Origin of the sequence: Phaeodactylibacter sp. (assembly GCF_022763345.1) — a bacterium.
Lineage (GTDB): Bacteria > Bacteroidota > Bacteroidia > Chitinophagales > Saprospiraceae > Phaeodactylibacter.
The window spans coordinates 1-22,037 of the sequence record NZ_JALEGS010000001.1 but is presented as its reverse complement, the minus strand read 5'-3'; the positions used below and the strand labels follow the sequence as shown (position 1 = coordinate 22,037).

The window sequence follows — 22,037 nt, the reverse complement described above, 5'->3', positions numbered from 1 at the left end:
CTGTACCGCCACGACGGCTCTAAAGGCTACAACCACATCACGGTTAAGTCTTCCGAGCTAGCGGCGACTGGCGTAGTGTCTTACACTGTTGAGACTGATAACTATTCAGCAACGAAGAAGATGGTTATCATTAAATAGGTAAGCATTGAAATTTCAAGAGCAACCCTGAAGCGTGTAGATCCCATAGGGTAAAACATCTTCGGGGTTCCTCTCAATTTTAATTGAGGGGTAAAAGGTTAGGGATCAATGGAAAATTTTTAACGCGCTCCATTATTTTTGGGAGTTTTCCTCATTATGAGGAAATTATTTTGTGCATTTATTAGTATTTCGGCAAGGTTGAGAAACCTTGCCTTTTTTATACCAGGGCAATGAATCACGATTTAAGAGACAAATAAGGCGAGATTCGGTTGAAAGAAGGCAAAGCTATTGATGCACTTATCATTGGCGGTTCTACTAATTGCAGATATCTACAGTAATCTTAGGTTACCAATATGATAGTTATAGGATGTTTATTCGGAGAGGTATTTGTACCAGAAAGGAATGAGAATAGGCAAGAAGATGCAGCTTATGAAAGCAACAAAAGAAGCATGGCAAAACTCAACGCCATATGGTAGATCAAAAATGGGCGAGAGTAGGGAGACCAACTATTTACTGGTGCACTTGGTTTTGCAGTTTACTCATAAGTTGCATTTTATTTTTCACAGCAGTTTTTTTGTATAACGAGCGAACGTAATACCGGACTGTGTTTACCGAGACGTAGTGCCGGGTGGCGATTTGTTCGTAGGTGAGCCCGTTGATCAACCCGTAGGCCACTTGTTTTTCTCGGTGTTTGAGATCAAACTTATTCCAAAAAAGAGGAAACTTGTCTTCCTGCACCCCTAAGCTGTTCCGGATAATAGGGAAAAGGATATCTGCCGCCTCAGGAGGGGCGTAGAACTTGCCTTTGGAAACGAATTCAACAGCTTGTACAAGCCGTTGAGCAGGAGCGCTTTTAATTACAACACCCCGTACACCCTTGGCAATACCTGCACGGATATGATGCCCCATAGGATTGGCAAAATTCATAACGATAGATACCTGTGGCAGAAAAAACCGCAAACGGTCTAGTAGGGGCAAAGTTGATCTCGATCTTAAATGATCATCAATGAGCACTATAACTTTTTGATCAGAAGTATTCGAGTAAGGGTAATCTTCAAAAAGGTGCCCCATGCTTGGGTAGCAATGAATATGACCTGACGGATATACTTCGCTCAGTTGGGCATAGCTTTTGTTGCAAAATTCAGCATCATCGCTGAGCAATATTAAATTATGCATATTGTTATAGGTTACAGGAATTAACTGCACCTTTCACTGGGGGAGTGTGGTGTGCATTCGAAATCTTGAATTGCTCGTAATTTCGTATCCAAGTAAAGGCTTTCAGGCTGAAATTAAAAGGGTGGAAAAGTATCCAATATTGAGTCCCGCATTAGTATGTAGTGTTTGTGACCACCTATTTCCGTTTCCGACTGAAGCCTATCTAAAAACAGAAGACAATGACTTGCATGTCTTAGTTTTCGGATGAGAGGCTGGCATCCTTTTTTATGTAGTACTACATATTTACTGCATACTATATTTGAGTTGAAAATATTGCTTTCAAAAGCGTTATGCCTAATTTTGATGCGAATAGAACTTACTTTGGGCATCCTACCTGAAATCATAGGGGTTTCTGTGGATAAGGTTGATTGTATTTAGCCTTGATACGGGAATTTTCGGAATGCCTTTTTCGGTAAATCCGAGATTTCATGAAATACGGCACACACAGTAGCAAGACGACCAAAAAACAGCTACAAGCCTACCCTGCCTTCAATGCAGTAGTCGGCATAGCCGTTAGTTTGCTGTTTTCGTTGTTTTCTTTGACTGGGGGACAGTTTAAAGAGAATAACCATCAGAAAACCTCACCAAACTTATTCTCTTCTACCTACAATACCATGAACTCGGCTTCCGAGGTCCCTGTTCTGGATACGCTAAGCAACCTTGAAGGCGCATTTAGTTTGCGGCGATTACGGGCATCTTATACAGGTGCAGCACTGTTGGTTCGCCATGGCAGCCACAATGCTAAAGGAGATTTGAGTTTCCAGGCTAATGGGCTGGTAGGAGATAGCAGCCTGGTTACAGTGACCGATGTGGGCAGCAGTGCTTACACATTGGGCGAGGAAGTGTTGTTTATAGACTTTTACAACGGCGCAGATGTATACGTCGAGAGATGGTATGATCAAAGCGGCGCTCAGGAAGACCTGGTACAAACAGCTGTAGGTTCGCAGCCTTACATCGTGCAGGCTGGCACGCTTTCTGAGGATGTGTCGGGCAAGCCAAGCCTGTTTTTTAATTCAGATTTCCTAGTAACCAATACCCTCAATCTGCAAGCCCCTTACACGATCAATTTCTACTCCAAGCTGACCGGCGGGCAGAATAGACGGGTGCTCGGCGGTGATGGCAACCGGTTGATAGGATACTGGGGCGGGCTTGAGGATGCCTTTCACCTGGACGCTTGGGTAAATTATGACCCTAGTAACACTGTTGCAACGACCAATCCTATACTCTATACCTTCAGCCGGGCAGCAAACCTGGCTACGACAGCGTATAAAAATGGTGCCCAATTGAGCTTGAGCAACGAGACTGCGGGTACCACAGCATTCGGTGAGCTTTGGCTCGGAAGAAGCGCCTTAGCAGAATACTCGGATGTCTATATTTCGGAAGTCCTGATAATGAGCCAGGTAATTGCAGAACCGGTACGTCAGGAAATCGAATGCAGCCAAAGCAACTACTTTAATCTCCCGGTCCAGTTAACATTCGATTTTGATTTTGGGCAGCCAGTAGCCCAATTAGGTTCTGATTCTGCCTACCTGGCTTACGGTAACGGATACAATAACATTACCTCATACAGCATAAACTGGGGCCCGGATGCAGAGGCTGCAGGTTTTATAGATGTTGTGCAGGCTCCTTTACCTCCGGACACCATTGCGATAGCTTTGCCCATGGGTGCAGGGGTAGGCACTTATGATGGAGTATTTACAGTCAGTGGCCCCTGCGGTACAAGTAATGGAAAGGCGTTGCAGCTCAGCATAGTCGACAATCCGTCCACCTCCTTGGATAGCTATCTCCCAGAAGCAGCCTACGGGCTGCGGCGCTTGCGTGGAGCCTACACAGGGGCAGCAGCGCTGATACGCCACGGCGTGCATAATGCTGAAGGGGAATTAGCCTTCCAGCCAAATGGGGAAGTAGGGGACAGCAGCCAGGTGACGATCACGGCAGTGGGCAGCAGCGGATATGCCCTAGGGCAGGAGGTCCTGTTTGTAGATTTTTATTCAGGTACCGATGTGTTTGTCAAGCAGTGGTATGACCAAAGCGGGAACAACCGTGATGTGGGGACTACAAATACGAACCAGCAACCTCGTTTGGTAATCGGTGGCAACCCCGTGCTCTTGTCAGGCCGCCTGGCCATTGAATATGACGGTAGTAGTGACTGGCTGGAAACCTCCAGCGATGCAGATTGGCTGGGGGGGCAACCCTATCAGATAAACGGCGTAGCTCAGGTTACCACTTCCCAATCTGCTAACTATCTCTTTGGGCTAGAGGGTTTCAGTTTGCATATTGGCTGGAGAAATACTACAAATACATGGACCATTGCCCATTTTGGGAACGATGCCAACTTTGACATTGGAAATAGTTACGATGATAACGATCCGTTGATTTTGACTTCTGAGCGTACCTCTGGTGTTGGGTCAGCCTTGTATGTTAATGGCAGGACTTTAGGGGTAAGCAATTCGCCTGGTAATTATTTACCTTTCGACCGCCTTTTTCGCATTGGGAGAGGACTGAATAACTTTTATCGGGGAAAGATGTCAGAAGCCATAATCCAGGTGGGCCCCAACAACAGCGCCGCACGGGAAGCCCTGGAATGCGATCAAGCCAATTACTTCAATATCCCTTACTATGTTATAGAGACAGGGATAGTGGAGGCTGTAGAGGTTACCGCCGACTCCGCTTACCTGCCGTATACCATAGAATTCGGTGACCCCAGCTTTTTCAGCCTGGACTGGGACTCGGATGCAGAAGCCGCAGGCTTTACAGACATCGACGCATTCAGCTTGCCCGCAGATACGATCGCATTTGCGTTACCGGCAAGCCCAATGGCAGGCACTTATCAGGCGACTCTGACGGTAGGCGGGGGCTGTGGTACAAGTGCTGCCCATCAGGTGCAGGTAGCTGTGGTGGATAGCCTCCCTACCGTTTTGGATACCTATGTGCCGGCTGCAGCTTTTGGGCTGCGGCGCCTGAGGGCTGGATACACCGGCCCGGCAGCCTTGGTGAGGAACGGAGCGAACAATGCAGAAGGGGATTTAGCCTTTCATACCGATGGGGAAGTAGGCGACAGCAGCCTGGTTACGATTACTGCGGTAGGCAGCAGCGGGTATGCGGTGGGCCAGGAAGTATTGTTTATCGACTTTTATAGTGGGGCAGACGTGTTTGTCCGGCGGTGGTATGACCAAAGCGGGGGGCAAAACCATTTGGTGCAGGACGATGTCTCAGAGCAGCCTTATATTGTCCAGGGCGGGTTCCTGGTGCTGGATGTATCCGGCGAGCCAAGCCTGTTCTTTGACAGCGACTTTTTAAAGACCAATACCCTTGCTTTATCTGCTCCCTATACAATAAACTTTTACTCCCGGATGACCGGTGGGCTAAACGGCAGGTTGCTGTGCGGAGATGGGAATACTTTAATTGGTTATTACAACGGTCAAGAGGATGTCTTCTTTTTGAATGGCTGGATCAAAACCGATGGCCCTGCTGTGAGCACGGACCCCATTCTTTATACCTTCAGCAGGGCAGCGGACAAAGCCACCGAGGCTTACAAGAACAGCACTGAACTAACACTGACTGACCCAGATGGGGGAGATACTGCATTTGGGGAACTTTGGCTGGGGAAGTATACCTCAGGCCAGTACTCACAAGCCTACGTCACAGAAGTGCTAGTAATGGACGAGGTGTTGCCAACCCAGGCCCGGGAAGACATAGAATGTGAGCAGCTCGCTTACTTCAACATCCCACACTACCCCCTGCAGCTTGCAGGTATCGAGCCTGCGGTGGTCGGAGCGGACTCCCTATACCTCCCTTACAGCATCCTCGGCGAATTAGATCCGACTCATTATACGCTGGACTGGGATGCCCCGGCAGAAGCCGCAGGGTTTGTGGATGAAATAGAAGCCCCCCTCCCCCCGGATACTGTAGCGATAGCCTTGCCATCAGGTGTAATAGCAGGGACCTATACCGCAACGCTTACCGTGAGCGGGCCCTGCGGAAGCAGTATTGGGTATAGCATAGAAGCGATAGTGCTGGAGGGCTTGTTACCAATACTAGGGACCACTCAGACGGCATCTGCCGCTTTTGGCCTCCGGCAGCTATCAACGGGTTATGCGGGCCCTCTTGTACAGGTAAGGCGCAGCAGCGATAATATGCTTGAGGATATCGGCATGACGCCGGAAGGGCATTTGGATACAGCGGCGCTGCTGTCTTTTGCAGGCGGCGGAAGTGCCTTTGTTTCCAGACTGTATGACCAAAGCGGCAATCAGCGGCACGCGGAGCAGCTGGATGCCGCCCGGCAGCCGCGCATGGTGCTGAATGGGGTGCTTGAACGGCGCAATGGAGTGCCAAGCTTGTTCTTCGACGGCTCCAACGATTACCTGGAGCTTTCGGGAGCGCTGATCAATACGCCGCGGGCCGGCTTGCAGGCCGTCTTTTATAATAACCTTGGGAATCACAATTCTACCGTGATTGCCGATTATGATTTTGGCAACAACCGCAGGTCCTTTGCCCTCGCTGCAAATGCCAACGCTGCAAATTCCGAGTATGCAATTGGGGCGTTTTCTTTTGATGGTACCGCAAATATAGTTTTGGTGCCCCCGTCCGCCCCCGAGGCCTTTAATACGGCTGGCCGTACGGCTTTGTTTAGCGCCTACCTCAAAGAGCAGCAGGCAGAAGCTTTTCTGGATTTTGCGCTTAAGGATTCCACAGCCCTGCCTGTACCTGGTTCTGTTCTGTTTTCGGATTTAAGCGTACGCACAAGGATAGGGTGTATGCTGAATAATAATACCCCTGCAAACTTTATGAACGGCTGGATATCGGAAGCGATTATCTACCCGGACAGTTTGGCAGAAGCCGGCCGGCAGTCCATAGAGTGTGACCAGGTGGGCTATCACAAAGTTACCGGTATTGAGTTGCCGGAGAATATAGCCCTGGTAGATTCTGCTACCAACACCCTGTCGCTGCCCTTTTCAGAATCCTACGCAGCTGCCGATAGTTATAGTATCGATTGGAGCGCGGAAGCAGAACTCGCTGGTTTTGCAGACGGCTCCGGCATGCTTGGCGCTGCTTCCCTAACGCTGGCCGTACCAGCTGGCCTGGAAGAAGGGCGGTACGAAGGAGAACTGACCGTGAGCGGCCCCTGTGGGAGCAGCGTAGCTTACCCCATCACCGCCGTGGTCCCTTACCGTATACTCGGTACCGGCCAGCCTGCTTCGGCTGCCTTTAGTTTGCGGCAGCTAAGCCCTGACTATGCCGGCCCGGTCGTACGCATACGGCGGGACGGTGATAATGCAGAGCAGGACTTTACCGCTGCGGAACTCGGCGACGGCAGCCTCTTAAGCTGGGTGCTGGCCAATGGCAGCAACGGTTATGTCAGCATCTGGTACGACCAAAGCGGTTACGGGCGGCATAAAACGCAGGCAAACAACAGCCTTCAGCCCTTGCTGGTGAGCAGTGGGGAGCTGGTAGTCCGTGCAGGTCGCCCTTCCATCCTTCATCCAATTTCAGGCGGAGGAGGGCTGCAAGGCAGCTATACCTACACGGCCAACCCTTTTTCCGTTAACCTCGTGATGGGCAGCAACAACACATCAACTTCAGCGCGCCGGGCAATACAGGGGTCCAACAATTGGCTGATCGGGCCCTATCAAAACCGCTTCATGTGGTATGCAGGCAACTGGAATATCCAAGACGATGAGGAGATTACCCGGTTTGGCTATGACGTGGTGACCGCCCTTCAGCCAGCCAATGGCAGCAACAGCTTGTTCCGGAACGGGGCTAGCCTTACTGTCGGTAACCATAAAGGAGTGCCCGGCACCCTGAATACGGGCAATATCGGCTTGGCATTCAATGAGCGTATGGGCGGGATGATTTCAGAGCTGATCGAATATGAGGCGGTTATGGCCGATTCGGTACGGGAGGCCATTGAGTGCAACCAAATCGCTTATTACCAGACGCCGGCGATCAAGACGGTGGTAGGCGGGCAATCGGTAGAGGGGGCTGATACGGCTTTCCTTGCCGTGCAGTATGTGCAAGGGGCGCCTACACATTACAGTATCGACTGGGACAATGCCGCAGAGGCAGCCGGCTGGACGGATATGAATATGGTACCGTATAGCGGTGGGGATATCAGTATCGCCCAGAGTACCAGTATACCTTCCGGGGCATACACAGGCACAGTTATCGCAGAAGGCGCCTGCGGTACAGGGGCCCCTTATCCGTTTACGATGCAAGTCGATCCTCCTATCTTAGGCGTCGGGAAAGTCCCCAATGCAGCTTTTGCTTTACGCCGGCTGTCGGATGGGTATACTGGCCCGGCTGTGCGGGTGAGGCGCAGTTCTGATGGGGCACAACAGGATATCGGTTTTACGGCGCAGGGAGATTTGGATACTACAGCTCTATTGTCCTTTGTAGGCAGTGCCGACGGTCAGGTTGCAATTTGGTACGATCAGTCTTTAAATGCGAATAATGCCGCCCAGAGTAATGTTTCCCGCATGCCATATCTGGTATTTAGTGGGAATGTCCACCGGGAGCGGGGGGTGCCAGCCATCCGTTTCGACAACGACCAGCTCCGCCTTTTGGCAGATGTGGAGGTAAATGGCGCTGTGCAAATTGTTATGAATAAAGATACCCTGAATAATGGTGGGTTTCTATTAGGGGCAACATCCAATTTTTTCTGGCATACGGGTGGCAATGTCCTCTTTCAATCTAGCTTGGCTTCTTCCAGCCTGAGGAATGGAGAAGCTTACGTCGATCAGGAATTATTTGATCCAGAACTTGCACCATGGCGCGTGGAGCGGAATGCTGTGTATAGCATCCGCCCAAACGATCCAAGCAATCTGACGCTTTGGAACCAATTGGGCGCGGACAGAAATACGTTATCACTAAATGGCAGTTACAGCGAAGTCATCAGCTACCGGGACCCGCTCACTCTTGCCGAGCAGCGGGGCATAGAATGCAGCCAGCTGGGCTATTACAATATTCAAGCCTACATTGCAGAGGCGCCTACGGTCAACGGCTTGTCTATTGGGGCACTGGGCGCACTGCCCGCTCCGGAAGGCGGGCACGTTGGAGTATGGTCAAAAGTTTCTGGCCCCGGGACGGTAACCTTCGCGGACAGCACCTTGCACAATACCACAGCGGCCGCTGACCTTGCTGGGGATTATACGCTGCGCTGGACGGTGAGCAACGGCTTGTGCACGAGTTTTGCAGAAACCAGCCTCAGCCTGAACAAACTGGCGCAATCTATCACTTTTGTACCGGTACCCCCCAAGACATTCGGAGATCCTCCTTTTGTTGTCGAAGCTGCCGCCAGCTCTGGCCTGCCAGTAGAACTGAGCGTGGTAAGCGGGCCAGGCACATTCAACGAAGATACACTTAGCCTTACCGGTGCGGGCACCGTGCAGGTGCGCACCTTTCAGGCGGGCAATGCAGAATACGACCCCGCAGAGGCTTTCCTGGATATAGAAGTGGCCCCCCTTCCGGGCGGGATAGCCCTCAGCGGCTTGGTACAAACCTATGATGGAGCGCCCAAAGCGGTGACGGCAACGACCAACCCAGTTGGCTTAAATCTGGAGATATTGTACGATGGCCAGTTGGACGAGCCTGTGAATGCCGGAACCTACACCGTGGAGGCTACGTTTACAGACCCTAATTACAGCGGCGGAGTTACGGAAATCCTAACCATATTGCAGTCGCCTCAGGTAATCAGTTTTGTCCCGGTGCCCGACCAGCCGCATGATGCCGGGCAGGTTATCCTGTCCGCCTCAGCGAGCTCTGGCCTGCCGGTAGGCTACAGCATCAGTACAGTGCCGGCCTCTGGTGTAGCTACGCTTGCCGGCGATACGGTGCAAATTCTCGGGCAGCCTGGCACGGTGACCGTAACCGCTGCTCAGCCCGGCAATATGAACTACCTCGCTGCGCAAGACTCCGTAATTACTTTCGAGGTATTGCCCCAGCCGCCGGTCAGCCTTGCGTTAGAGGCGGTCACCAGCCCGGTCAACCCCTGTGGCCTGCCGGCCGATCCACCGCTTTCTGTGCAACTGCGCAACCGCGGGCAAAATGATTTGAGCGGGTTTACCTTGCAATACCAAATTGATGGGGGAGCGCCTGTTCAGGAAGTCGTGCCTTCAACCATCAATTCGGGCGATGTGCAGGTTTACACCTTTTCCACACCATTATCCCTGCCTGATCTGGAAACGGCTTACAACATAGAGGTGGAACTCCTGCTGCCGGGTGATGCAGACCCCACTGATGATACGCTATCCTGGCAAATCATCCGCTACCCGGCTGATGGGACGAGCGTGTCCCCAGATGTCACTATTTGCCAGGGGGATAGTGCTACCTTGTTTTCTTTTGGCGGCAGCTCTACAGAGTGGCTGCTTGGGGGCAGTGTGATTGGCACAGGCGACTCTATCAAGGTGTCGCCGAGCGCCCAAACGACCTACGCAGCAAGCATTACAGATGTGAATGGATGTGGTACTTTCCTGAAGCCCGTCACTGTAAACGTCACAACGGGCAGCATTGGGGGGGCGGTAGCCAAAAGCAGCAACGTATGCCCCTCCCCGAACGAAGTCATGCTCACACTGAGCGGTTTCACCGGCAGCATTGTCCGTTGGGAGTCTTCTACGGATGGGTTTGTTTCCGATATCAATCCGATTATGGAGACGAGCAACCCCCTTACGGTCAACGATATTGGACAAACTACACAGTTCCGGGCCATTGTGCAAAATGGTGCTTGCCCGGAAGTGCCAAGCCAGGCTGAAGAGGTATTATTACTGGCATCAAACGGCGGTACGATATCCGGAAGCAGTACCGTATGCCAAGGCTCCAACTCAACGGTGCTCACCCTTTCCGGTGTAATTGGAGGTATTGTCAAGTGGCAGTCTTCTGGGGATGGCTTTGTGAGCGATGTGACGGATATTGCCTTTACGGGCACTTCCTATACGGTTAATGACCTCAACTTCACCCGGTCCTACCGTGCGGTAGTACAAGTAGCAGGCTGTGACCCCACCTTCAGTACCGTAGCTACTATAACTGTAGACCAACAGCCACAGGGCGGTTTCATACAGGGGCCGGATTCTGTTTGCCTGCAGGAAAGCCTGGCCTTGGAGCTGAATGGTGAGTTGGGTAATGTGATGAAGTGGCAAACTTCTGTAGATACCTTCCAAACCATTGAAGAAGACCTCTCTGTCATGAGTACTTTGCTTACCCTGCCAGATGGTTTGAACGGCACGGCTCAATTCCGGGCAGTTGTGGAAAGTGGGGTCTGCGGACTAGACACTAGCAGCTGGTTCAATGTGACGGTCTTACCTTTGCCGACTATCAGTGCAGGAGCGGATGTCACTATGCTCAGAGGGAGCAGCGTATCGCTGGAGGCCACTGGTGGAGTAAGTTACGAATGGAGGAAATTAGGAGAGGCGAATGTAATCAGTACCAACCCAGTTGCTTTTGTCTCTCCTCAAAACACCAGCAGCTACATCGTAGCAGGGACTTCGCCCCTGGGGTGCGTCAATGAGGATACGGTGACCGTTACGGTCAACTTCTCAGGTATTGAGACTTCTCCATCCGGCGCCATTGATTTTGGTGGGATAGCGATCAATACCCTGGCTTCGGAATCCGTAACGCTGAGTAATGTAGGGACACTGCCGATCAGTATTGATAGCGTAAAAATCAACAAATCGGGTGGTGCAGGCACTACCTTATGGTACAGCTACAACGATATTTCAGCACTGGATACCCTTCAGCCAGGAGATGAACAGGTTTTCCAGGTACAATTTCAGCCCATAGCTCCGCTTTACCAATCGGCTACGCTTACCGTTTACACTTCCGCCGGGACGATTGTCATCGCGCTGGAAGGCACAGGCAGCCTGATCAGCCCTGCATGGTCTGTTGACCCTCTCGGGCTTGATTTCGGAGTGCTTGAGGTAGGGCAGAAAGACAGCCTCGAGGTTGTAGTAACCAACACGGGCAATGTGCCGATTTATATAGACTCTTTGTACTCATTTGAGGACGTATTTACGGCTACCTTCAATGTAGATACCCTGGCAGTTGGAGCGTCAGCCAATATTTTGGTAGAATTTGCGCCGACAGCGCCCGGTGTGATTGAGTCTGATTTGCAGTTGGTCGCTACAAACCCTGGCCTGATATCTTGGGTTATTCCGGTAAATGGACGGGGGTTCATAAACACCACCAAGCCAATCCTTAGTTACCCCGCAGAGTTCCCATACGACAATGAATCTGGTGTAAGCCCAGACCTCGGCTTAGCCGGGGAGTTTTACACCTGGCGCGTTGTTTATCAGAATCCGGATAGCATCGCTCCCGCAGACGGCTGGCCTAAGGTGGGGATCGACTGGGATGGCGATGGCGAATTTAATGGGCCGCTTGATGGCTACTTCACGATGAGCCAAATCGGTGATGGGGAGGCATGGATCAGCGGTGAAACCTACACCTACACACAGGCATTGCCAGCAGGTGATACTTATCGCTATGAATTCCGGGTGCTCGACGAAAATGGAAATGAGGCCATACTGCCGGATGTAGAAGAGGTGACCATACCTGGTGCGGAAGGGCCTGTGGTAACAGAGGCTGGGCTCGACCTATTCGTGAGGGCAGGTGATATCGTGCCCAATATTGCTTTTCCTGAGGTAAATGAGTTGGTAGATGTCTCTGCTACCCTCTTCAACAACTCCTTATTTGCGGCAAACAACGTCTCGGTCAGGCTTTACATTGATGATGTATTCCAGGCGGAAGGGTTTACCGGGTTTATTGGCGGAGGCGATTCGCTCACGGTAACCTTTGAGAACCTTACCTTCCCGGCAGCGGATGCCTACACCTTGAAGGTCGTAATTGATGAAGACAATTTGCTTGGGGAAGTCAAGCGCCTCAACAACACCGCCAACCGCTTGCTGGTGGTAGGAGGCACTCCGGTGCCTAGTATCAAGGTCACTAATATGAATGGTACGGTTAATAGCGTACCTTTTGGCTCCTTGGTTCAGATAACTGGCCAGGCATTCTATCAAAGCGCGGTAGACACCACGGTGCAAGTGCCGGTTCAGGGAGGGGCAGTCACCATTTCACTCGACTATCCTAATCCTGGATCCTATACCCTGACCACGACAACCGGGCCCCAGGGCAATTTCTCGGGGACTTTCCAAATCAGTAACTGTGACAACCCAAGCGATTGCTTCTTGTTGCCCTGCGACTCGGCCTTCCAGTATTCCGCAGAAGTCACGGATTTTGTGCTCTTCGGTACTGCTGCCGATTCTACCGTCAAGCCTTGTGCCACTAGCTTTTCTCGTACCGGGGGGCTGGCGCGTTTTTTAACAATAGACCAGGAATGTATTGAAATCGGTGACCCCATTACTTTTACTGGCGGGATCATCAATGCATTGATAGAAATAGAGACCGATCAGGATGGGCAGGAGGTTGGCCGCAGAGAACTGGTATTGACAGATGTGAATTTCCAGGTCTCGTTGAATGGGCAGCTTTTGGCCGATCAGAGCTATGACGAGATCGGCTTCCGGGACACCGTAACTTTTGGCGGGATACTCCCCCCGAATTTGCCTTTAGGGTTTTACCTTATCATTGGAAGAGTCAGTTATAGTATTGATGGCCAGCAGTTTACGGCCATCCTCGATGATGCCAACTTCAACATCATCCCGGATAAGCCAGACTTGATTAGTGGTGGAGCTGGGTTTCCGATAATTAATAGTACGGTACCAGAGTTTTTGACTGGTTTTGATTATAATGGCTGCGGCATCTCTCCCCCATTTTTTGTCCACCTTTACGACTCTCTGCCCGGCCAGCCTAAGCAGTTGCTGGAGACGTATGTTTATCCGACCGGGGTGCCAGGAAACTTCGCCATTAGGTATTCCAATCCGGCCTGGCCTTTAGGCTGCCGTTTTATCATTGCTGAAATTGACCGCGACGACTTAGTGGATGAATACCGGGAGGACAACAACCGAGCGGTTTTCGAGTTTTGCGTAATTGATACGGTGCCTTCTCTGCCAAATATTGTGGCAACTTCGATAAGCTTGTCAAACCCTAATTATAGGGCCGGAGACCAGGCAAATATCAGAGCCACAATCAAAAACGTCGGGGCACCGGTGGATTCGGCTTTCGAGGTCCGCCTTTATGTAAACGGCAACCCTCTGGGCAGCGATATTGTGATAAACGGCATAGAAGCGGGCGAGGAGATCCGGGTGATTTCCACGGTCCCCTACACTTTCCCTGATGATTGCCCGGTCTGGATCCGAGTCTTTGCAGACCACGAAGACGTGATACTGGAAGCGGATAACTTCCTCGTCAATGACAACATTTTAGATGAAGAATATGGCTATGATTTGATAGCGGGTACGCCTCTTGGAAGCTTCCCGCTTGGGCCAATGCCGCCAAATATCCCCGGTACTTCTGTTAATCCTTATCAGGTGCCCGTGGGCGCCACCGCCAATTTCAGGTCCTACGTCTATAATTTAGGCAACCGTTTCCTGGAAGATATTCACGTAAGGTTTATTTATGATGGTGTTCCGATCGATTCCACTGTTATTCCGTTTTTAGGGCCGTATGACTATGAGCAGGTTTTCGTCAATTTCACGATTGAAAGCGGCGGCCCTCAAATCATCTACGTGGAAGCAGACTACCCCGATGATTTCTGTGAGGCATCAGAGCAAAACAACATCGGCAACATCTACATCAACACGAAATCCGTTGGGGCAGACCTGGAGGTCTTATCCACGAACCTCATTCTGGACCCCATTGTGCCAATGCCGGGAGATACCATCGGGGTGACTGCAAGCTTTGTCAATGTAGGAACCGATGATGCGGAGCCATTTACCGTAAGGTTCTTGGCTAATGGGCAGCAGCTCGGAGAGGAAATCAGGGTCGAGGATGGGCTGAATGTGGGCGTTCAGGAAGTGCTATCGAGTACGGAGCGCTACGCATCCACCCCCTCAGATGCCGCGACCGGAGTCGTTTTCCAGGTCGTCTTGGATGTAGGCGGAGAAGTCCCGGAGGTGAATGTCGCTAACAACATTGCCACCAGATTCGTCTTCGGTGCACCGCCCCCGGTCGCAACCATCCTGTACCCCAATAATCCCTATTGCCGCCTGGATGGTTTCGCCCCGGTCGAACTGACCAAAAGTATTCCCAGCGTCACCGGGATATTTACCGGCCCTCCTGGCGTGGTGGTAGACTCCCTGACGGGTACTGTGGACCTGTTAAACTCCGTTCCAGGCACTTATCTGATTACCTATACCTATGAGGGCGGAGGGTACATTGGGCTTATCGCTACCGCTGAAATCACCATTGAGGTAGATGAGAGTGCATCCATAAGCTATCCGCAGGCGGCTTACTGCCAAAACGAAGGCATGGCTTTCCCGATACAAACTGGGTCAAGCGGCGGGCGGTACTATTCGCTGGAAAATGGGCTGGCTATAGACTCACTGACCGGAGCGGTGGATCCGGCGGAAAGCATGCCGGGAGATTATACGGTGGTCTATGAATTGGGAAGCTGCTCTACGCCGGCACAAACCAACCTGGTCATCAATCCGGTACCAGTGGCTTCCATCAGCTATGAAGAAGAATATTGCAGAGAAGGCCTGGCCTTAGTACAGCTGACAGGGGCAACGGGAGGGCAATTCAGCGCAGCCCCCGCAGGCCTGGATCTAAACGTATCAACAGGTACTATTGACTTGGCCAACAGCAGTGCCGGTCAATATGCCATTACCTACACGGTTACTGATGGGGCTACTGGCTGTACGGCCATAGATACTGCTTCCACCATCATTCACAATATTCCGCCGCCCCCGGCTGTAGAGGATATCGTTTACTGTTTGGGCGCTACGGCTGCTCCACTGTTAGCGCAGGGCACCAACCTGCAGTGGTATACGAGCAGCACGGGCGGTAGCCCCTTGGCGGAAACGCCCGTACCGGTAACATCAGAAGTAGGCGACAGCATCTTTTATGTTTCCCAAACGGTAAATGGGTGTGAAAGCCCGCGCGCCGCGTTATTGGTAGAAGTAGTGGATGAGCCGCTTGGGCCTGGTGCTGATATTCAGTACCCCTCACCGCTATGTGCCGAAGGTACTGTGGAAGTGGCGCTCACCGGTCAGGGAGGCGGGGTATTTACGAGCAATCCGGAAGGGCTATCGCTAAACAGTATGAGCGGGCAGATTGATCTGGCAAACAGCATGGGCGGCAACTATCAGGTGGCCTACACCGTAAGCAACGGTGGCTGTGCCAACAGCGCCCTCACTAACATTACAGTCCTCGATATCCCTGGCCCGCCCGAGGTCGACTCGCCGGTGGTATATTGTCAGGATGATGTTGCTGCCCCGCTTTCCGCCCAGGGCACTAATTTATTGTGGTACGAATCTCTGGCAGATGCAACAGGCAGTGCGGTGGCTCCGGCCCCGGGGACTTCAGCTATCGGATCAGCGTTTTTCTATGTGTCTCAGTCACCAAACGGCTGCGAAAGCGAGCGTGCAGAGATAGAAGTGGTTGTTCAGACACTGCCACTGACTTCTATTGATTATCCGGGCTCTCCTTACTGTGCGGTTGACAGTGCAGTGGTTACCTTGTCAGGAGTTGCTGATGGAAGGTTCAGCGCAGGAGCAGGCTTGGTGATTGATTCATTGACGGGCGTGATTGACCTCAATAACAGCCTGCCAGGAACCTATCAGGTATACTATACCTACGGTGGAGAGGTCTGCCCGGAAGAAACAGCAACAGCTACCGTTGAAGTGATCGGTCTGCCTACAGCGGTGATCCGTTATGATGATTCCCCATACTGCCCGGAAGGCACAGCTTCTGTGACGCTTGCCTCCGGGCCATTGGGAGGGACTTTCTCCGCTATGGGCGATTTGGAAATCAATCCGGCTACCGGAGAGGTTGACCTTGTTGCTTCACCAACTGGTACAGACACCGTACTTTATGACTTTACAGATCAGGGCTGCCCGGGCCAGGCGCAAGCCCCAATCGAGATCAAACCCGCTGCTGAGCCACCCCTGGCAGATAGCCTGGTCCGGTACTGTGTGGATGATATGGCTTTGCCCTTGGTTGCCCAGGGCATGTCGCTGCGGTGGTATGATTCCGAGATGGGCGCAGATACTTTAGTGGGAGCGCCAACTCCTACCACTGCTCAGCCGGATACGGTCTTTTATTGGGTTGCTCAGGTCATTGACGGCTGTGAAAGCCCGCGGGCAAGAATTGAAGTTCGGATCACAGCGCCTGAAACGGCAACCATCGATTACCCGGATGACCCCTATTGCCCGGAAGGCACGGCAAATGTTGTTTTGTCTGGCCCGCAGGGCGGGCGGTTCAGTTCTGCTTTTAATTTGGCGATCAATTCTGTTACAGGTACCATTGATTTGGAAAACAGCGCAGCGGGCACCTATGTCGTGACCTATTTTTATGACGATGAAGTATGCGGCAGACTGAATACCAGTACCACTGTTACGGTACTGCCTGAGCCTACCGCGCAAATCAGTTATGAAAGCGATGAGTTCTGTGCCTTCGGTACGGCAGCGGTTGAGCGGATTGGGCCAGCGGGAGGCACCTACAGCAGCGTGCCCGGCGGGCTTGCTTTAAATGCAGCTACAGGTACCATCAACCTGGGCAACAGCACAGCGGGCGCTTACATTGTAACTTATACATTCTCAGAAGGAGGTTGTACGAATACCACCAACACCGTGGTGATCATCAATCCAGTGCCGCCGCCTCCGGGGGTCAGTGACCTGCTGCTTTGTCAGGGATCTGCTGCTGCTCCGCTTACGGCAGAGGGACAAAACCTGACCTGGTATAGTACGGCAAACGGAGGGGTTGGTTCCCCAATGGCTCCGGTACCTTTCACGGCCGATATTGGCATTACCACCTTCTGGGTAAGCCAGACGGTTGACGGTTGTGAAAGTACAAGGAGCGCGATTGACGTAGAAATCGTGCCCGCATCAGGCTTATTGAGCGCTTCCATTGATTATGCAGATCCAGTTTGCCAATTTTCAGGGACGATCAGCCCAACGGTCGTTCAGGATCCCGGCCTGACGGGTGTCTTTTATGCTTTTCCTGCCAGCGGTATTGCCATAGATAGCCTTACGGGACAGGTAGATACAGATGTAACTGCAGCAGGCACCTATACCATTGTTTATCGATTCACGGATGGGGTTTGTGTCAACACGGCTTCAACCAGCTTGCTTGTAGAACCGGCTCCGATTGCTGAAATAGCTTATCCTTCTCCGCTTTGCCCGGAGGGTGAGGCTTTGGCCGACCTGGAAGGGCAGAGTGGGGGAAGCTTTTTTGTCACCTCTGCTGGATTGGTCCTCAATCCACTCACAGGAACTATTGATCTTGATAATTCCGTAGGCGGCAATTACCAGATAGGGTATGCTTTTTCCAATGGGAACTGTCCGGATACAGCTTACGCGTCAGTGCGCATAGATACGCTGCCTGTCGTATCTATAGCTTACCCTGGCTCTCCTTACTGTACGGAAGGTACTGCTGAGGTTGAAATCAACGGTAGCGAAGTCACTGGGTTTTTTGCAGTCAGTCCGGTAGGGCTAGTCCTCAACCCAATAACCGGTGAAATTGACCTGGAGGGCTCTACACCTGGAGTTTATACAGTAACCTATACTTTCAGTGATGGCAATTGCGACAATTCCGCAACGGCATCCGTAACCATTCTCCCAGCTCCAACCGCTCAGATTTCCTACAGCAGGAATGCATTTTGCCAGTCGGATGGTGTCATTAGTGTGTCCCAGACGGGCCAGCCCGGTGGAAGCTACGCCTCCGGGCCCGGCCTGGCGATCAACCCTGCCAATGGGGACGTAGACCTGGCTGCCAGTACCCCCGGGTCTTACACGGTCGTTTACACTTTCTCGGACGGCCCATGTATCGGAACAACAGCTACACCACTTACTGTCCTTGCTAATCCAGCAGCCCCCGTTGCGCAAAACATTACCTATTGCCTGGACGATCCAGCCAGCTCGCTTACTGCTACAGGCAGCAACTTGCTTTGGTACAATAGCGAGACTGGCGGGTCAGGTGCTGCACAGGCGCCGGTGCCTGCCACTTCCGCTGTGGGCACTACTCCGTACTGGGTATCTCAAACCGTTAATGGCTGTGAAAGCGAACGTACGCTGGTTGAGGTAGAAGTTTTACCAGAACCCACAGCTACTGTAGTTTACGCCGAATCCGCCTACTGCGGCCTGGGGGCTACAGATGCCCCGCTGGTTTCTGGCACTACCGGAGGTTATTTCCGGGCACCTCTTGGGCTGGTTGTTGATTCCCTGACTGGAGTTATTGACTTGAGCCAAAGTGTGGCCGGCACTTATGAGGTTGCCTATCTCTTTTCAGATGGGCAATGCGACGGTGTGGCAACCACTTCGGTCACCATTACGCCAACGCCAGCCGCACCCCAAACCTCCAATGTGGAATACTGTAGATTTGATGTGGCATCACCGCTTACAGCTACCGGCAGCAATATTCTTTGGTATACCACACCTTCCGGAGGTACCGGAGCTTCCATGCCACCAACTCCTTCTACGTTTGTGCCTGGGGCCTTTACCTATTGGGCCTCCCAAACGGTAAACGGCTGTGAAAGCCCCAGGGCCCCACTAACGGTAACTGTAAGAGCTTTGCCTGCAGCAATAATCAGTTACCCGAGCTCAGTGCTCTGCCCGGAAGGCACTGCGGAGGTTACCCTAACAGGCCAGCAGGGCGGCGTTTTCAGTAGTAGTCCAGGGCTGTCTATTGACCCCGCCTCCGGTACAATTGATCTGGAAAGCAGCCAGGCCGGACAGTACACGGTTACCTACAGCTTTTCAGATGGTTTCTGCCCGGGGTCCGCTACCACTGAAATTGAGGTTTTGGCACCACTACAGATTAATGTACAAGGTATAGTAAGCCCTGTCTGCTCTGGCACAACAAATGGATCAATAGACATCACGGTTTCCGGAGGTGCGGCTCCGTATGGATACCTGTGGAGTACGGGAGCAATTACCGAGGATTTGGCAGATATTGCCGAAGGTGCGTATTCTGTTTCGGTAACGGATTTGAATGGGTGTATTGCCGTGGACACCTTCGTGGTGCAAGCGCTTGGCCCTCCTGCGCTGAGGCTCAACGATCCGGCAGACCGCTGCATTGATGATGCAGATATGGTTTTCCAGGGGCAGCCAGCTCCAGCCATTGGAGAAAGCGCCTTCTTCACTATTGACCCATCTGCAACCGCCCTGCAGGATAATGGCAATGGCACGGCAGAGCTGGATATAAGTGAGGCAGGGACCGGCACCTATCAGGTGGGGTACCACTTTACGGATACCAACGGTTGCATGGATTCCACCTTTGTATCTGTGCGCATCTTGCCTGTAGACAGTTGCATTGCCGTACCCGTTGCGGTAAATGACTTTGCAAACCTGCCTTCAGGAGTAACATCAATCAGTATACCCGTAACATCCAACGATAACTTTGGTGCCGATGGGCCGGCGGCTGGAACCATACGGATCATTACTGATCCTTTCCAAGGTACGGCTACGGTGAATGATAACGGTACCCCAGGCAATCCGGAGGATGATCTGGTAGACTACAGCTCAGCTGGCAACTTACTTTTTGTGGATTCACTCAATTACGAAATTTGCGATGCCACTTTGGATTGCGATACCGCTACGGCTTATATTACTTCAGATGAAATGACACTGCGCCTGCAGGTGAAAGTATTGCTGCAGGGGGCTTTGCTGGACAGAGGTTATCCGGAAATACTGATGCGGGACGACCTCCGTAAGGATTCGCTAATTCCGGAGCTGGAGCCTTATACTGCCTTAAGTGAGTTCAACCATATCATTGGGGGGGGAGAGCAAGTGGCAGACTTGTCCCGGATTAGAAGTGATTTTGGGAATGCAGCTATTGTAGATTGGGTCGTGGTAGAGCTCAGGTATAAGGAAAAGCCAGATAGCATCCTAGCTACCCGATCAGGCTTATTGCAGCGGAACGGAGCGGTTACTGACGTCATTGGTGGTGCCGGGCTCCATTTTGAAGGTATGCCCGTGGATTCCTATTACGTAAGCGTTAGGCACCGCAACCACCTTGGGGTAATGACCAAATACCCTGTACCCCTTTCTTTCAATATGCAAAGTGTTGACTTTACTGACCTGGCGGGCGATTACTGGGAAAACAGCCCCCTTTACGATGGGTACGAACAAGTAACGGTAGATGGGAAGTATGCCCTTTGGATGGCTAATGCAGACCGGAATAATCAGGTCGTTTTTGCAGGCCAGAACAATGACGTAGATGCTCTATTCGACAACGTCAATACTTCCGGGGAGAATGTATTCGGGCTGATCAACTTTGAGGAAAAGGGCTATCTCTCCTCAGATGTCAACCTGAATGGCTCCACCATTTACGCAGGACAGGACAATAACGCCGATATGGTGTTTGATGTAATCAACTTAATACCTATAAATATTTTTGGACTTTCAACCTTTTTGATTTCGGAACAACTGCCTGAAAACAAATAGGCACAAATTTTTTATTTGGCTCATCAAATGAGCACAAAAACTAAATCGGATGGTTAATCGAATACGAACAACAAAAACCTGGTTGAGCCTATCAGGATGGCTGAGCCTGCTGTTTTTTACGCTAAACTCAGGTCAGGCACAAAACCAAATCACTTATGGTTTCCTCCAAAATCCGTCTGATCCGAGAGAAATTACGGCAGTGGCATATCCCAACTTTAATTCTTCAAACGCGGATATATCCACTGCATTGTTCACCTTTAGTTTGCCGGACAGTACGCTCACGGACCCGGTAGTCCCTGATGTGCCCGCTATCGGAAGCATGGTAAACATCACAGGTACCTGGAGCATACAGCGGCTTACGCCCGGAGCTTACATTAACCTTAGCCTGAGCCCGGCGGTACTGCAAGGCAATGATGTTTATTCCGCTGTCCTAAACCCTGGCTCTATCCCGCTCAACCAAAACCTGGCATCAGGCATGCCCATTGAGCTGTTCAGCTTCCGGTTGCCGGATGACTGCTTTGATGGCAATCTGGCCATTTTGGAAAACGACAGCCCTTACGTGCTTGCACTTAACGGCAGTACCGGCGCCAACTTCAATAACCAGATTTCTGTAAGCTTGGATAATCAGCCCGTACAGGATTTATATTCCGGAAACGAGCCGAATGGGTTTATCGATTGCCCGCTGGATGGGCAGCCTTTAGCCTTCGATGATACTCTGATAATGGATGAAGATTCGGGCCCCGTTAACGTCGTGGTTACAGCCAACGATAATTTTGGGCCAGATGGCCCGGCAGTAGGCGCTATCACGCTGCTTACAGGAGTGTTCAATGGGTCCGTGGCTCTAAACGACGCTGGTTCCCCAGATGACCCCACCGATGATTCCTATGATTACAATCCCAATACAGACTTCTTCGGCTTAGACAGCCTGACCTACGAAATTTGTGACTTGGACGGTGATTGTGATACCGCAACCTTAAGAATCGAAGTCCGCCCGGTTGACGACTTATTGCAGGCGAATGATGATACCAACACCGCCGTGGAAAATGGCCCATCAGTGGATGGCAATGTTTTGGTTGGTGGCGTATCCCCCGGTGATGTACCGGATATCCTTGGCGATGAGCCGACGACCGTTACGGCAGTAGTGGACGGCAATGGCGATGCCCTGACGCTGGGCGCGGCCTTCACGACGGACGCGGGCGG

3 protein-coding genes are annotated in these 22,037 nt (G+C 51.8%); 2 read left to right on the top strand and 1 reads right to left on the bottom strand.

What is annotated here, in order from left to right; translation table 11 throughout:
* Nucleotides 1-648: 648 nt before the first annotated feature.
* Nucleotides 649-1,314 (bottom strand): response regulator transcription factor, encoded by a 666-nt coding sequence (locus MRY86_RS00015; protein WP_293563428.1) that lies wholly within the window; start codon nt 1,312-1,314, stop codon nt 649-651.
* A 467-nt stretch (nt 1,315-1,781) separates the two neighbouring features.
* Between MRY86_RS00015 and MRY86_RS00010 the strand changes: the two genes are divergently transcribed.
* Together MRY86_RS00010 and MRY86_RS00005 are read left to right on the top strand one after the other, a co-directional pair.
* On the top strand, nt 1,782-20,837 hold the full coding sequence (locus MRY86_RS00010; RefSeq protein ID WP_293563429.1) for a CARDB domain-containing protein: 19,056 nt from the start codon (nt 1,782-1,784) through the stop codon (nt 20,835-20,837).
* 49 nt (nt 20,838-20,886) lie between these two features.
* The coding region (locus MRY86_RS00005) for an Ig-like domain-containing protein (RefSeq protein ID WP_293570929.1) at nt 20,887-22,037 on the top strand (1,151 nt) is incomplete at its 3' end.